This is a genomic window from Pseudomonas sp. LBUM1646 (genome assembly GCF_059716165.1).
Genome location: NZ_CP166810.1, coordinates 5,317,125 through 5,332,032 on the forward strand (window position 1 = coordinate 5,317,125; position 14,908 = coordinate 5,332,032).

The following is a 14,908-nucleotide window of genomic DNA, read 5'->3' on the forward strand; positions in this document are numbered from 1 at the left end:
GCTGCATTCCCACGCAGAGCGTGGGAACGATCACTACTCTGCTTGTTCGAGGGCCACACCCGCACCCATCAACCCGGAATACGGCGCCGTCACCAGCCACACCGGGATGCCTTTGAAGTAATCGCTCATGCAACCCTTGTCGGCGAAGCACCGGGCGAAACCGCTTTCAACAAAGAAATCGGCAAACCGGGGAATCACACCGCCGACGATGTACACGCCGCCGCGTCCACCGGTGGTCAGCACGTTGTTGCCGGCCACGCGACCGAGCCAGCAGCAGAACTGCTCCAGCACTTCCAGCGCGACCGGGTCACCGGCCAACCCTGCCGCCGTAATGGCTTCGGGGGTGTGGAACTGCGGTTCATGGCCATCCACCGCGCATATCGCCCGATAGACTCGCGGCAAGCCGCTGCCGCTCAACGCTGTTTCAGCGCTGACATGGCCGATTTCGTTGAAGATGTGCTGCCACAATTGCGTCTCTCGCGGACTGCTCAGCGGCAAATCGACGTGACCGCCCTCACCCGGCAATGCCGCAAAACGGCCTTCACCGAGATCGAGCAAAGTGCCAACGCCAAGCCCGGTTCCAGGGCCAATCACCACCGCTGGCCGCAACGGTTCCGGCGTGCCTTCGCAGACCACCCGAAACTCGTCCGGCTGCAAACGGGTCATGCCCAGGGCCATGGCCGAGAAATCGTTGACCAGCAGCAACTGATCCACCTGCAAGGTCTGGCAGAACGCCTTGCGGCTCAGGCGCCAGTGATTGTTGGTGAACTTGAACTCATCGCCACTCACGGGACCGGCCACCGACAGGCACACCGAACCGATGTCGCCCGGTTTCAAGCCCAAGCCAACGAGGTAGACGCCAATGGCCTCTTCCGGGCTGGTGTGATCCGCTGTCGCCAGCACCTGGATCGACTCCAGTTGCTGGTTTTTCCACAACGCGAAACGTGCGTTGGTCCCACCGATGTCACCGACCAAAGCCAGTTTCAATTAAGCGTCTCCAGGGCAGAAGTAAAGGCGCTGGCGCCCTGCTCTGCGGAGCTGAAGGCCATGCGCATGAAACCAAACAGTTCGCGCCCGCTGCCGATGTTGTTACCCAACAAACCCTTGGCCGGCGTGCGCGCTGCGAATTCTTCGGCGTCCACCTTAAGCTCCAGGGTGCCTTTGACGCCATCGACGCGGATGATATCGCCCTCTTGCACCCGCGCCAAAGCGCCGCCCACAAATGCTTCGGGGCTGACGTGGATCGCCGCCGGGATTTTCCCGGAAGCACCGGACATCCGCCCGTCGGTCACCAGCGCCACTTTGAAGCCGCGATCCTGCAGCACGCCGAGGAACGGCGTCATTTTGTGCAGTTCCGGCATGCCATTGGAACGCGGGCCCTGGAAGCGCATCACCGCGACAAAATCCTTCTCCAGCAAACCGGCCTTGAACGCATCGGCCAGATCCTGCTGATCCTGGAACACCATCGCCGGTGCTTCGACAATCTGGTTTTCCAGGGCCACGGCGGAGACTTTCATCACACCGCGACCGAGGTTGCCTTCCATCACTCGCAAACCGCCCTCTTGCGAGAACGCGCGGGCGACCGGACGCAAGATGGTTTCGTCGAGACTTTCGATCGGGCCTTCGCGCCAGACCAGTTCGCCGTTATCGAGGAACGGTTCCACGGTGTAGCGGCTCAAGCCATGGCCGAGCACGGTGTTGACGTTTTCGTGGAGCAGCCCGGCTTCCAGCAGTTCGCGGATCAGGAACGACATGCCGCCCGCCGCCTGGAAGTGGTTGATGTCGGCTTTGCCGTTCGGGTAGACGTGGCTCAGGGTCGGCACCACCTCGGAGAGGTCGGCCATGTCCTGCCAGGTCAGCTGAATGCCCGCCGCCATGGCGATGGCCGGCATGTGCAAGGTGTGGTTGGTCGAGCCACCGGTGGCATGCAGCGCCACGATGGAGTTGACCAGCGAGCGCTCGTCGACGATTTCGCCGATCGGCATGAAGTCGCCGTTCTGTTTGGTCAGGCGCGTGACCTGATGCGCCGCTTCGCGGGTCAGGGCCTCACGCAACGGGGTGTTCGGGTTGACGAAGGATGCGCCCGGCAAGTGCAGGCCCATGACTTCCATCAGCAACTGGTTAGTGTTCGCGGTGCCGTAGAAGGTGCAGGTACCGGGGCTGTGGTAGGAATTCATTTCCGATTCCAGCAGTTCTTCGCGGCTGGCCTTGCCTTCGGCATAGCGCTGGCGCACGTCGGCTTTCTGCTTGTTGGAAATGCCCGAGACCATCGGCCCGCCCGGAACGAAGATCGTCGGCAGATGACCGAAACGCAGTGCGCCCATCATCAGGCCCGGGACGATCTTGTCGCAGATGCCGAGCATCAGCGCGCCGTCGAACATGTTGTGGGACAACGCCACGGCGGTGGACAACGCGATCACTTCACGGCTCGGCAAGCTCAGTTCCATGCCGGGCTCGCCCTGGGTCACGCCATCGCACATCGCAGGCGTGCCGCCGGCGAACTGGCCGACCGAGCCGATTTCGCGCAGGGCTTTTTTGATTTGTTCAGGAAAGACTTCGTACGGCTGATGCGCCGAGAGCATGTCGTTATACGAAGAAACAATTGCGATGTTCGCGGAGTTCATCATCCGCAGGCTGTTCTTGTCGTCGGTGCCGCAACCGGCCACGCCGTGGGCGAAGTTGGCGCATTGCAGCTTGCCGCGCATCGGACCGTCGCTGGCGGCGCCGCGAATCAGCGCAAGGTAAGCCTCACGAGTAGCTCGGCTGCGGGCGATAAGTCGTTCGGTGACCTCAAGGACGCGGGGATGCATGTGTAGAACTCCAGGCTAACGGATGTGGCGACCTGATTGTCTATGCTGATCAAGGGCCGTTGTCGATGGGGTGACAGGCGGCTTTCTTGATCGATCGGACCAGTTGATTCAGGTCACTCGTTGTAGATTGAACAAAATATTGCCATTAAAAAGGCTTGTTTTCTATTTTTATGCGAATAATCTTGTAATTCCAACAACAAAACGACGGCGGCCCTGTTAAATGACTCTTCGAATCGCAATCAATGGTTTTGGCCGTATTGGCCGTAATGTCCTCCGCGCACTGTATACCCAAGGCTACCGCCAGGATTTGCAGATCGTCGCCATCAATGACTTGGGTGACAGCTCGATCAACGCGCATCTGCTCAAGTACGACACCGTTCACGGCACATTCGACGCCGATGTCCAGCACGATAACGAAAGCCTGACCGTTAACGGCGACCGTATTTCCGTCAGCGCGATTCGCAACCCGGCCGAACTGCCGTGGGCTGCCGAGAAGATCGACGTCGTCTTCGAATGCACTGGTCTGTTCACCGACCGTGCCAAAGCCGCCGCGCATATTACGGCCGGCGCGCGCAAAGTGATTATCTCGGCCCCGGCCAAAGGCGCCGACGCCACTGTGGTGTATGGCGTGAACCACGACATTCTGCGCCAGTCGCACCAGATTATTTCCAACGCCTCGTGCACCACCAACTGCCTGGCCCCGGTGGCCCAGGTGCTGCACCGCGAGCTGGGCATCGAAAGCGGTCTGATGACCACGATCCACGCCTACACCAACGACCAGAACCTGACCGACGTCTACCACACCGACCCGTACCGCGCCCGTTCGGCCACGCAGAACATGATCCCGAGCAAGACCGGCGCCGCTGAAGCGGTCGGCCTGGTGCTGCCGGAACTGGCGGGCAAACTGACCGGCATGGCCGTGCGTGTTCCGGTGATCAACGTGTCGCTGGTGGACCTGACCGTGCAGCTCAAGCGCGAAGCATCGGCCGATGAAGTGAATGCGCTGCTCAAAGAAGCGGCTCAGCACTCGAAGATTCTTGGCTACAACACCCTGCCGCTGGTCTCCAGCGACTTCAACCATAACCCGCTGTCGTCGATCTTCGACGCCAACCACACCAAGTCCAGCGGCAAGCTGCTCAAGGTGTTGGCCTGGTACGACAACGAATGGGGCTTCTCCAACCGTATGCTCGATAACTGCCTGGCACTGTGTAACGCTGAATAAACCGTGGAGCAACACCGATGATCGGTATCAGCTTTACGCAAAAGACCATGGCGGCGCGCAAGCGTATCGCCCTGGTCGCCCATGACCATTGCAAAGTGTTTTTGCTGGACTGGGCCGAGCGGCACAAAGACAAGCTGGCGCAACATGAATTGGTCGCCACCGGCACCACCGGGTTGTTGTTGCAACAACGCCTCGACCTGCCGGTGGAAAGCATGATCAGTGGCCCATTGGGCGGCGACCAGCAACTCGGTGCGCGTATCGCCGAGCAACGGGTCGACCTGCTGGTGTTCTTCTGGGACCCGTTCGAACCGCAGCCCCACGACCCGGACATCAAGGCGTTGCTGCGGGTCGCGGCGGTCTGGAACATCCCGGTGGCCTGCAACGAATGCAGCGCCGATTACCTGCTCAGCAGCCCGATGATGGCGCAGGCGCACGAACACCGGATCCCGGATTACGCGACCTATCTGCTGGGCCGCGCCTAGCTCTTCGCAAATCAGCTTCACAAATCAGCACTTGACCACTCGGGCGGATGATAAGCATTATCATTCGCTCGAAATGGATCAGGTCCTCCCGTGAGTCAATCGCGCTTCAATTACGTCTTCATCGCCCAGCGGGTTTCCCTGCTGCGCACGCTGGAGCGGATGGTCAACAATCACAGCACCGCCGAAGACCTGCTGCAGGAAACCTACCTGCGCGTGACCCGGGCGCTCAGTGAGCGGGCCATCGATCACCTCGAACCCTTCGTCTTCCAGACTGCCCGCAACCTGGCGCGGGACCATTTGCGTGCGCGGCGCATTCAGTCGCGGACCCTGCTCGATGACGTCCCGCTGGACGTGGTGGAAAGCATCGCCGCCCCCGCCAGCAGCGCTGAGGACGCCGCCCATGCCGAACAATTGCTGGAGCGTTTGAACGTGAGCCTCAGTGAACTCAGCAACCGTCAGCAGCAGATCTTTATCCTCAGTCGCCTGCATGGGCATAGTTATCTGGAGATTTCCGAGAAGCTCGGCGTGTCGTTGAGCACGGTGCAGAAGGAACTGAAGCTGATCATGGCGATCTGCATCGGTGTCGCGGAACGGTTAAACGGCGACTGAGCACACACGGCTTTGCTACCCTTGCTCACTTTCAAGCTCCACTAAAAACCAGCCGTGCACAGACACAGCCGAGGAAACACCGTGACGGACACCCACCGCTCCTCTGCGCCCTCCCCGGCGCGAGACCCCGCCAGCGTGATGGACCAGGCGTTGGACTGGCTGATCGTGCTGGGCAGTCCGAGCGAAGAACAAACCCGACAATTCCACGACTGGCTCGCCGCCGACCCGTTGCATGCCGAAGCGTTCGCCAAAGCCCAGGCGATCTGGGACGGCCCGCTGGTCATCCAATGCGCGCAAAGCCTCGCCGCCAAGCCTGCGAAAGTCACCGTGTTGTCGCGCCTGCGTCCGCACTGGAAACCTTTGGCTACGGCAGCAGTGCTAATTCTCGGTTTGTTCAGTTTCAGCAATCTGCCAATGCGCTTGCAGGCCGATCACCTGACCGTGGTCGGTGAACGCCAGCGCCTGCAACTGGAGGACGGCTCGAAAGTCCTGCTCAATACCAACTCGGCGTTTTCCAGCACCATCAACGATCAGCAGCGCGTGGCCCGCTTGTATCAGGGCGAGGCGTTTTTCGAGGTGCAGGACAACCGTGGCCAGGCGCTGGAAATCGATGCCGGGCCGGTCAAGGCCAGTGTGCGCGATACCGCGTTTGCCGTGCGTTACCTCGACGGCGTGGCGCAGGTTCGGGTGCAGCGTGGCGATGTCGATTTGCGCGCCACCCGTGACGATGCGCGAGTGCGGCTGTCGGCCGGCGAAAGCATCCGCATCGGCCCCAACGGTTTCGACCGTCCGGCCAAGCTCGATGCCGCCACCGACCTGGCGTGGGTCCAGGGTCGCCTGGTGTTCGAGAACTGCCCGATGAGCCAGGTGCTGGCGGAGCTGCGGCGCTACTACCCGGGCTGGATCATCAACAACAACGAGCAATTGGCCGACGTCGCCGTCACCGGCAATTACCGCCTCGATCAGCCGCTGGACGTAGTCCGCTCTCTCGCCCACATCACCTCGGCGCACCTGCAGGAATTCCCCGCGCTGGTGATCTTGAACTAAATGAGAATTATTTTTACTCGATAGCTGAAGCTCGTTCGTCTCGTTATAGCCAATGCAATTGATTCGCATCTATCGATGCCAATCTGCACCTATAAAGATTCGTGCGACACGGAGCGCTATCGATGTCCTCTCGCCATACCCGCCAGTCCTCTTCACCTTCCCGCGTGTTGTCGCTGCTGACCGCCGCCATCCTGATGGCCGGCGCTGCGCCGCTCATGGCCGCTACCGCCGCCGAGCAGCCAAGCCGCAACATGGGCGATTATTCGTTCGCCATTCCACAGCAGTCGCTGGTGTCGGCGCTGAATGCCTTTACCGCCGTGACGGGTTGGCAGGTCGGCTTGCCGGCCGAACTGGCGCAAGGCGTCGCCTCGCCGGGTGTGCGTGGGTCCTTGCCGCCGGAGAAAGCCCTGGATCGCCTGTTGGTGGGGACCAACCTCGGCTATCGCAAACTGGGCAACAACAACATTGTGCTGGAAAAACGCAGCAGCAGCGGCGCCCTGAACCTGCAACAGGTGACCATCAGCGCCACCCGTCAGGAACAGAGCATCGACAGCGTGCCGGCCACCGTCACCGTGCAGACCCGCGAAGAACTGGACCGCAACAACGTCAACACCATCAAGGATCTGGTGCGCTACGAACCGGGTGTTTCGGTGGGCGGCGCCGGCCAACGCGCCGGGCTCACCGGCTACAACATCCGTGGCATCGACGGCGACCGTGTGCTGACTCAGGTCGATGGCGTGCAAGTGCCGGACAGCTTCTTCAACGGCCCTTACGCCCAGACCAACCGTAATTACGTCGACCCGGAGATCGTCAAACGCGTCGAAATCCTCCGTGGCCCGGCCTCGGTGCTCTACGGCAGTAACGCCATCGGCGGCGCCGTCAGCTATTACACCCTCGATCCGGACGACATCATCAAGCCCGGCAAAGACGTCGGCGCGCGCCTGAAGACCGGTTACAGCTCAGCCGATGACAGCTGGCTGACTTCCGGCACCGTGGCCGGTCGCACCGGCGACTTCGACGGCTTGCTGCACCTGAGCCAGCGCAATGGCCATGAAACCGAATCCTACGGCGAAACCGGCGGCACCGGCCTGAACCGCACCGAGGCCAACCCCGAAGACGTGCGCACCACCAACGTGCTGGCCAAGCTGGGCTGGAACTACGCCGACGACGCGCGCCTGGGCCTGACCTATGAGAAGTACAAAGACGACCGCGACACTAATCAACTAAGCGCGGTCGGTGGCCCGTTCAACGCTGGACGCGGTTTTGGTTTCTACAAATCCCGCACCGGCAACGACACGGTCAGCCGCGAACGTTTTGGCATTGAGCACAGTTTCGGCCTGGACAGCGCGCTGGCCGACAACATCAAGTGGTCGCTGAACTACCAGATCGCCAAGACCGACCAGAGCACCGAAGAAATCTACGCGCCGTCGCGCACCGTGCTGCGCGAGCGCAACACCAATTACAAGGATCGCCAATGGGTGTTCGATGCCCAGGCTGACAAATCCTTCGCCATTGCCGACACCGATCACACCATCACCTACGGCACCACCATCAAGCAGGACAAAGTTACCGGCCTGCGTACCGGCACCGGCACGTGCCTGACCGTCGCCGGCGCCTGCCGCTTCATTGGCGCACCGAGCGCCACCGACACGCTGAAACCCGCGAGTGACTTCCCGGACCCGACCATCAACAGTTACAGCCTGTTCGCCCAGGATCAGATCAGTTGGGGCAACTGGACCTTCCTGCCGGGCGCGCGCTACGACTATACCCAGCTCAAGCCGCACATCACCGACGAGTTCCTCGCGACTGCCGACCAGAGCGGCAACGGCGTGGTGAGCGACAAGACCAAGACCTGGCATCGCCTGTCGCCGAAGTTCGGCACCACGTACAGCTTCAACGATAACTACACCTGGTACGGCCAGTACGCCGAAGGCTTCCGCACGCCGACCGCCAAGGCTCTCTATGGTCGCTTCGAAAACCTCGCAGGCGGTTATCAGGTCGCGCCGAATCCCGACCTGGAACCGGAAAAGAGCAAGAGCTATGAAACCGGCCTGCGCGGCCAATTCGAGGCGGGCAGCTTCGACGTAGCGGTGTTCTACAACAAATACCGCGACTTCATCGACGAGAATGCGATCACTCCGGGCTACACCGAGACCACATTCCAGAGCAACAACATCAAGCACGCCACCATCAAGGGCGTGGAGCTCAAGGGTCGCCTGAACCTCGACACCTTCGGTGCGCCAACCGGCCTCTACACCCAAGGCTCGGCGTCGTACTTGTATGGCCGTAACGATGACAGTGGCCAGCCGCTGAACAGCATCAACCCGCTGACCGGCGTGTTCGGCCTCGGTTATGACCAGGACAGCTACGGCGCCCTGTTGAGCTGGACCCTGGTCAAGCGCAAGGACCGCGTCGACAGCACCAGCTTCAAGACCCCGGACGGCACCAGCACCCAATTCAAGACCCCGGGTTATGGCGTGCTCGACCTGGCCGGTTTCTACAAAGTCACCGACGACGTGACCGTCAACGCCGGCCTCTACAACCTGACCGACAAGAAGTACTGGCAGTGGGATGACGTGCGCGGCTACGACAGCGTCGGCGAAGCCTCGGTCACGCAACCGGCCAACCTCGATCGCCTGACCCAGCCGGGTCGCAACTTCGCGATCAACCTGGTCTGGGACATCTGACCCTGAACACCTCACGGCGACACATTTGTTAATGCGTTGCCGTGAGGTTTTTTTACGCTCAGGCGTCTTCTTGTTCGTCTCGTTACCAAGCGCCTCTTTTTTCTCAAGGACTTCTCATGACCTCCCCGGACACTGCTCAACGCCCAGCCCTGCGTTCGCAACGCTTGAACCAGATCACCAACGAGCCGCACACCAAGCTGGATGCGCTGGTCAAAGCCCACGCGCCGTTCGAAACCCAGGCCAATTTCGCCCGTTTCGTGGTCGCGCAGTATCTGTTCCAGTCGGAACTGGTGTCGCTGTACAACGACGCCGAGCTGACCGCGATCGTCCCGGACCTGCCGGCGCGCTGCCGAGCTGACGCGGCCAAGGCTGACCTGGCGGATCTGGACACTGAAGTTCCGGCTCCAGTGGCCGGCGCGGTGAAAAACCCAAGCAAGGCTGCGGCTCTGGGTTGGTTGTTCGTCTCCGAGGGTTCGAAGCTCGGCGCGGCGTTTCTGATCAAGCGTGCCGTGGGCCTGGGCTTGAGCGAAACCTTCGGTGCCCGTCACCTCGGCGAGCCGGCCGGTGGTCGCGCGGAAGGCTGGAAAAGCTTCGTCAAAACCCTTGATTCGCTGGAATTCAGCGCGCAGGAAGAAGCGGAAATCGAGCAAGCGGCGGTCGATGCGTTCAACCGCTTCACCGTGTTGCTGGAACAGGCCTACACCCCGGAACTCGCTTAACAACACAACCTTTGTAGGAGCGAGGCTTGCCCGCGAAAGCTGAGTGTCAGGCACTATTGATATCGACTGACACTCCGCCCTCGCGGGCAAGCCTCGCTTCTACAGGGTATAAATGTCGACCTTATGATCCGCAAACACCTCGCCTCCTCCAAACTCGCCCGCCTCCTGTTCGGCCTACTGGCCTACGTCAGCCTGGGCATCGGCCTGATCGCGATTGTCGTGCCGGGCCTGCCAACCACCGAGTTCATCCTGCTCGCCGCCTGGGCCGCGACCAAGAGTTCGCCGCGCCTGAGTGCCTGGCTGGAAAACCACCGGCTGTTCGGGCCGATCCTGTGCAACTGGCGCAACGGCAAAATCATCGCCCGCCGGGCCAAGGTCAGCGCCACCGTCAGCATGGTGCTGTGCGCGGGATTGATGCTGGTGACCCTGGAGCATGGCTGGCCGATTTACCTGGCGATAGCGGGGATGAGCCTGGGCAATCTGTGGATTTGGTCGCGGCCGGAATCGGTGCCGCAAATCTCCTGAATTCCAGACCTTTTCAGGGTATTTCCCTGCGCAAACGGTCAACTGCTACCGCTCGTCGGCTGGTCATTCATGCAAGCCCTCACCACGCCGATGTGCATTAAATGGCGCTGAATGGATTTGGCGAGCGGGAGCACTCCCGTCTCTTGGCCAACACCTCATCCATTCGCGAGTTCGCCCTATGTTCGACTCTCTGTCCATCCGCCTGAAAATCGTCCTCCTGTCTGGCCTGTGCCTGCTCGGCGTCGTCGCCTTGATCGTCGGCATGAACATCTACCAGACCAATCAGAATGACGAACTGGTCAACGCTTCCAGCAGCAAAATGCTCACCGCCAGTGTGCAGAACCTGCTGCAGGCCAAGGCCGCCGAGCAAGCCGTGCGGGTGCAGAAGACCTTCGGCGAAAACCTGCTGGTGGTGACGGCCCTGGCCGATCAGATCAAGGACATGCGCACCATGGCCGCCAAGCGTTCGCTGGACGCTGGTGCCCTGCGCGAAGAGTTGAACCAGAGCCTGAAAACCGCTTTCGAGCGCAACAGCAAAGTGCTGGGGATCTGGCTGGCGTTCGAACCCAACGGCTTGGACGGCAAGGACAGCGAATTCGCCAACGACGCGGCCCGCCAGTCCAACGAAGCCGGGCGCTTCGCCAGTTACTGGAGCCGCGCTGGCGGGGCCGGGCTCAACACGATCATGGTCGAAGACGACATGACCAAAACCACCCTGAGCCTCAGCGGCACGCCGTACAACAGCTGGTACACCTGCCCTCGCGACAACAAGCGCACTTGCTTGCTGGACCCATATGCCGACACTGTCGGTGGCAAGGAAATGCTGATGACCACCATTTCCGTGCCGCTGCTGGTGGACGGCAAGGCCATCGGCGTGGTCGGCGTGGACATCGCCCTCGACGCATTGCAAGCGGCAGCGGTGGATTCCCAACGTGACCTGTTCAATAGCGCCGGCCATATGCTGATCGTCTCCGGCAGCGGTGTGCTCGCCGGTTACAGCGTCGACGCCGGCAAAGTCGGTAAAAGCATCGGCGAAACCCTCGGCGCCGACGGCAAGGAAGTCCTGCAGCTGCTCGGCAGCGGCACGCCGAAGATTCTTGAACAAGGCGACCTGATCCGCGCGGTGTACCCGGTCAGCCCGATCCCCGACTCCAAGGCCTGGGGCGTGGTGATCGATCTGCCGAAACAAGTGTTGCTGGCCGATTCAGTGAAGCTGCAAGCGGTGGTCGATGACGCGCAGCAAAGCGGCACTATCAAAGCGTTGCTGGTGGCGATTGCGGCCGGTCTGGTCGGTCTGTTGCTGATCTGGCTCACTGCCTCCGGCGTCACCCGGCCAATCAACAGCGTGGCTGAAATGCTCAAGGCGATTGCCAGCGGCGACGGCGACCTGACCCAACGCCTGCACTACAGCAAGAAAGACGAACTCGGTGAACTGGTGAGCTGGTTCAACCGTTTCCTCGACAAGCTGCAACCGACCATCGCCCAGATCAAACAGAGCATCACCGACGCCCGTGGCACCGCCGACCAGTCTTCGGAAATCGCCCGCCAGACCAGCGAAGGCATGCAGGTGCAGTTCCGCGAAATCGACCAGGTCGCCACCGCCTCCAACGAAATGAGCGCCACCGCCCACGACGTCGCCAACAGCGCATCGAACGCTGCCAACGCGGCGAAAGGCGCGGACCAATCGGCCCGTGATGGCATGCAAATCATCGAGCGCAGCACCCGGGACATTAACTTGCTGGCCGACGAAGTCAGCAAAGCCGTGACCGAGGTCGAAGCGCTGGCGGTCAACAGCGAACAGATCGGTTCGGTTCTCGAAGTGATCCGCAGCATCGCCGAACAGACCAACCTGCTGGCACTCAACGCCGCGATTGAAGCGGCCCGTGCCGGTGAAAGCGGTCGCGGTTTTGCGGTGGTCGCCGATGAGGTGCGCAACCTGGCCAAACGGACCCAGGATTCGGTTGAAGAAATCCGTATCGTCATCGAACGCATCCAGACCGCCACCCGCGGCGTAGTCGCCACCATGCATTCGAGCCAGACCCAGGCCCACAGCAACGCCGGGCAGATCCAGCAAGCGGTCCAGGCCTTGGGCAAGATCAGCGACGCGGTGACCGTGATCAGCGACATGAACCTGCAAATCGCCAGCGCCGCCGAACAGCAAAGCGCCGTGGCCGAAGAGGTCAACCGCAACGTCTCGGCGATCCGCACCGTCACTGAAACCCTGACCGGGCAGGCCACCGAATCGGCGCAGATCAGCAGCCAGCTCAACGCCCTGGCCACGCACCAGATGAAATTGATGGATCAGTTCCGGGTTTAGCCCTGCACTTGATCGTTCCCACGCTCCGCGTGGGAATGCAGCCCGGGACGCTCCGCGTACCAGAAGCGGACGCAGAGCGTCCATTGAGGCATTCCCACGCGGAGCGTGGGAACGATCATTCATCAGCAGCCAGCTCAATGCCCTGGCCACGCACCAGATGAAATTGATGGATCAGTTCCGGGTTTAGCCCTGCACTTGATCGTTCCCACGCTCTGCGTGGGAATGCAGCCCGGGACGCTCCGCGTCCCAGAAGCGGACGCAGAGCGTCCATTGAGGCATTCCCACGCGGAGCGTGGGAACGATCATTCAGCAGCAGCCAGCTCAACGCCCTAGCCACGCACCAGATGAAATTGATGGATCAGTTCCGGGTTTAGCCCTGCACTTGATCGTTCCCACGCTCTGCGTGGGAATGCAGCCCAGGACGCTCCGCGTCCCAGAAGCGGACGCAGAGCGTCCATTGAGGCATTCCCACGCGGAGCGTGGGAACGATCATTCAGCAGCAGCCAGCTCAACGCCCTGGCCACGCACCAGATGAAATTGATGGATCAGTTCCGGGTTTAGCCCTGCACTTGATCGTTCCCACGCTCCGCGTGGGAATGCAGCCCGGGACGCTCCGCGTACCAGAAGCGGACGCAGAGCGTCCATTGAGGCATTCCCACGCGGAGCGTGGGAACGATCATTCATCAGCAGCCAGCTCAATGCCCTGGCCACGCACCAGATGAAATTGATGGATCAGTTCCGGGTTTAGCCCTGCACTTGATCGTTCCCACGCTCCGCGTGGGAATGCAGCCCGGGACGCTCCGCGTACCAGAAGCGGACGCAGAGCGTCCATTGAGGCATTCCCACGCGGAGCGTGGGAACGATCATTCAGCAGCAGCCAGCTCAACGCCCTGGCCACGCACCAGATGAAATTGATGGATCAGTTCCGGGTTTAGCCCTGCACTTGATCGTTCCCACGCTCTGCGTGGGAATGCAGCCCGGGACGCTCCGCGTCCCAGAAGCGGACGCAGAGCGTCCATTGAGGCATTCCCACGCGGAGCGTGGGAACGATCATTCATCCGGCGAGGCAGATTTTTGATCTATGATCGGCCTCTCGTTCCGGAGGGCCTTCGATGACTGATTTACTCACGCCCATTCAAGCCGCACTCGGCTTGCCGCACACCCAAATCCCCTTCACGTCGAGCGGCGCCCTGCCCTCGGCGTTCGCCGTCACCGACCTGGCCTGCGCCAGCATTGCCGCCGCCGGTCAGGCAGTCAGCGAGTTGCTGCAGCAGCAAACCGGTCGTTTGCCCAGCCTTGAAGTCGACAGCCGACTCGCTTCGTTCTGGTTCGCCACCTCGATCCGTCCGGTGGGCTGGAGCGTACCGCCGCTGTGGGACCCGGTCGCCGGTGACTACGCGACCAAGGACGGCTGGATTCGCTTGCACACCAACGCCCCGCATCACCGTATCGCGGCCGAGAGTGTTCTCGGCGCTTGTTCAGACCGCGCAGCAATGGCGAGTCAGGTAGCAAAATGGGCCAAGACTGATCTGGAACAGGCTGTCGTGGAAGCCGGTGGCTGTGCTGCCGAGATGCGCACCTGGGCGCAATGGCAGGCTCATCCTCAAGGGATTGCAGTGAACGCCGAGCCGTTGATTCAGTTCACCGCCAACAGCAGCCACAACGCCAAACCGTGGCAAGGCTCGGTGGCTCGACCACTGGCCGGAATCAAGGTGCTGGATTTGACCCGCATACTCGCCGGCCCGGTTGCCAGCCGCTTCCTCGCCGGCCTCGGCGCCGACGTCTTGCGCATCGACCCGCCGACCTGGAATGAACCGGGCGTCGTGCCGGAAGTCACCCTCGGTAAACGCTGCGCGCGCCTGGATCTGCATGACAAGGCTGATCGCGCGGTATTCGAAAGCCTGCTCAAGGACGCCGATATTCTGCTCCACGGCTACCGTGCCGATGCACTGGAGCGACTGGGTTACGGTATGACTGCGCGCCAGAAGTTATCCCCCGGCCTGATCGACGTCTGCCTCAACGCCTACGGCTGGAGCGGTCCGTGGCAGAACCGCCGAGGGTTCGACAGCCTGGTGCAGATGAGCAGCGGGATTGCCGAGGCTGGCCAGCGGTGGAAAAACGCCGACAAACCGACGCCGTTGCCGGTCCAGGCACTGGATCACGCGACCGGGTATTTGATGGCGGCCGCGGCGATCACATTGCTCGGACAGGGTGGATCGGCGCGGTTGTCGTTGGCGCGGACGGCGAAGTTGTTGATTGAGAATGGGCGCGGAACGGATGAGCCGTTGCGGGTGGAGGATGAAAACGATCAAGGCCTGTTGATTGAACAGACGCCGTGGGGGCCGGCGCATCGGCTGCACGTTCCACTGAAAATCACGGGAACGCCGTTGCAGTGGGCAATTCCGGCCTCTGAATTGGGTTCCCACCGCGCGCAGTGGTGGTGAACTGATCGACCGATCGTTCCCACGCTCTGCGTGGGAATGCCGCCAA

Annotated in this window: 10 protein-coding genes and 2 pseudogenes; 10 read left to right on the forward strand and 2 right to left on the reverse strand. The window is 61.6% G+C overall.

The features are described from left to right. Positions 1–33: 33 nt before the first annotated feature. Both ACA071_RS24250 and edd read right to left on the reverse strand, forming a co-directional pair. Positions 34–987 carry a glucokinase gene (locus tag ACA071_RS24250; protein ID WP_497641450.1) on the reverse strand — a complete coding sequence of 318 codons (954 nt, stop codon included), beginning with the start codon at positions 985–987 and terminating at the stop codon, positions 34–36. Further along, the gene (gene edd, locus ACA071_RS24255; protein ID WP_497641451.1) at positions 984–2,810 is read right to left on the reverse strand and encodes a phosphogluconate dehydratase; all 1,827 of its coding nucleotides are present in this window, start codon (positions 2,808–2,810) and stop codon (positions 984–986) included. The genes ACA071_RS24250 and edd overlap by 4 nt, the downstream gene beginning before the upstream one ends. A gap of 220 nt (positions 2,811–3,030) precedes the next feature. Between edd and gap the strand changes: the two genes are divergently transcribed. From gap to ACA071_RS24305, 10 genes and pseudogenes are all read left to right on the forward strand, one after another. Then, a complete protein-coding gene (gene gap / locus ACA071_RS24260) occupies positions 3,031–4,032 on the forward strand; it encodes a type I glyceraldehyde-3-phosphate dehydrogenase (RefSeq protein WP_054044940.1) in 1,002 nt (333 codons plus the stop codon). Between the two features lie 17 nt (positions 4,033–4,049). Beyond that, the gene (locus ACA071_RS24265; protein ID WP_497641452.1) at positions 4,050–4,514 is read left to right on the forward strand and encodes a methylglyoxal synthase; all 465 of its coding nucleotides are present in this window, start codon (positions 4,050–4,052) and stop codon (positions 4,512–4,514) included. Between the two features lie 90 nt (positions 4,515–4,604). Continuing rightward, a complete protein-coding gene (locus tag ACA071_RS24270) occupies positions 4,605–5,123 on the forward strand; it encodes an RNA polymerase sigma factor (RefSeq protein WP_497641453.1) in 519 nt (172 codons plus the stop codon). A gap of 81 nt (positions 5,124–5,204) precedes the next feature. Further along, positions 5,205–6,170 carry a FecR family protein gene (locus ACA071_RS24275; protein ID WP_497641454.1) on the forward strand — a complete coding sequence of 322 codons (966 nt, stop codon included), beginning with the start codon at positions 5,205–5,207 and terminating at the stop codon, positions 6,168–6,170. Between the two features lie 122 nt (positions 6,171–6,292). Next, a complete protein-coding gene (locus tag ACA071_RS24280) occupies positions 6,293–8,857 on the forward strand; it encodes a TonB-dependent receptor (protein ID WP_497641455.1) in 2,565 nt (854 codons plus the stop codon). A 116-nt stretch (positions 8,858–8,973) separates the two neighbouring features. Further along, complete coding sequence (locus ACA071_RS24285) at positions 8,974–9,576, forward strand: biliverdin-producing heme oxygenase (protein ID WP_497641456.1); 603 nt, start codon at positions 8,974–8,976, stop codon at positions 9,574–9,576. A 123-nt stretch (positions 9,577–9,699) separates the two neighbouring features. Next, a complete protein-coding gene (locus ACA071_RS24290) occupies positions 9,700–10,101 on the forward strand; it encodes a YbaN family protein (protein WP_497641457.1) in 402 nt (133 codons plus the stop codon). 451 nt (positions 10,102–10,552) lie between these two features. Beyond that, a pseudogene (locus ACA071_RS24295) lies at positions 10,553–11,560 on the forward strand (methyl-accepting chemotaxis protein); the annotation flags it as partial. A gap of 333 nt (positions 11,561–11,893) precedes the next feature. Beyond that, a pseudogene (locus ACA071_RS24300) lies at positions 11,894–12,418 on the forward strand (methyl-accepting chemotaxis protein); the annotation flags it as partial. A gap of 1,112 nt (positions 12,419–13,530) precedes the next feature. Further along, positions 13,531–14,862, forward strand: a complete 1,332-nt coding sequence (locus tag ACA071_RS24305) for a CoA transferase (RefSeq protein WP_497641458.1) — start codon at positions 13,531–13,533, stop codon at positions 14,860–14,862. Positions 14,863–14,908 lie beyond the last annotated feature (46 nt).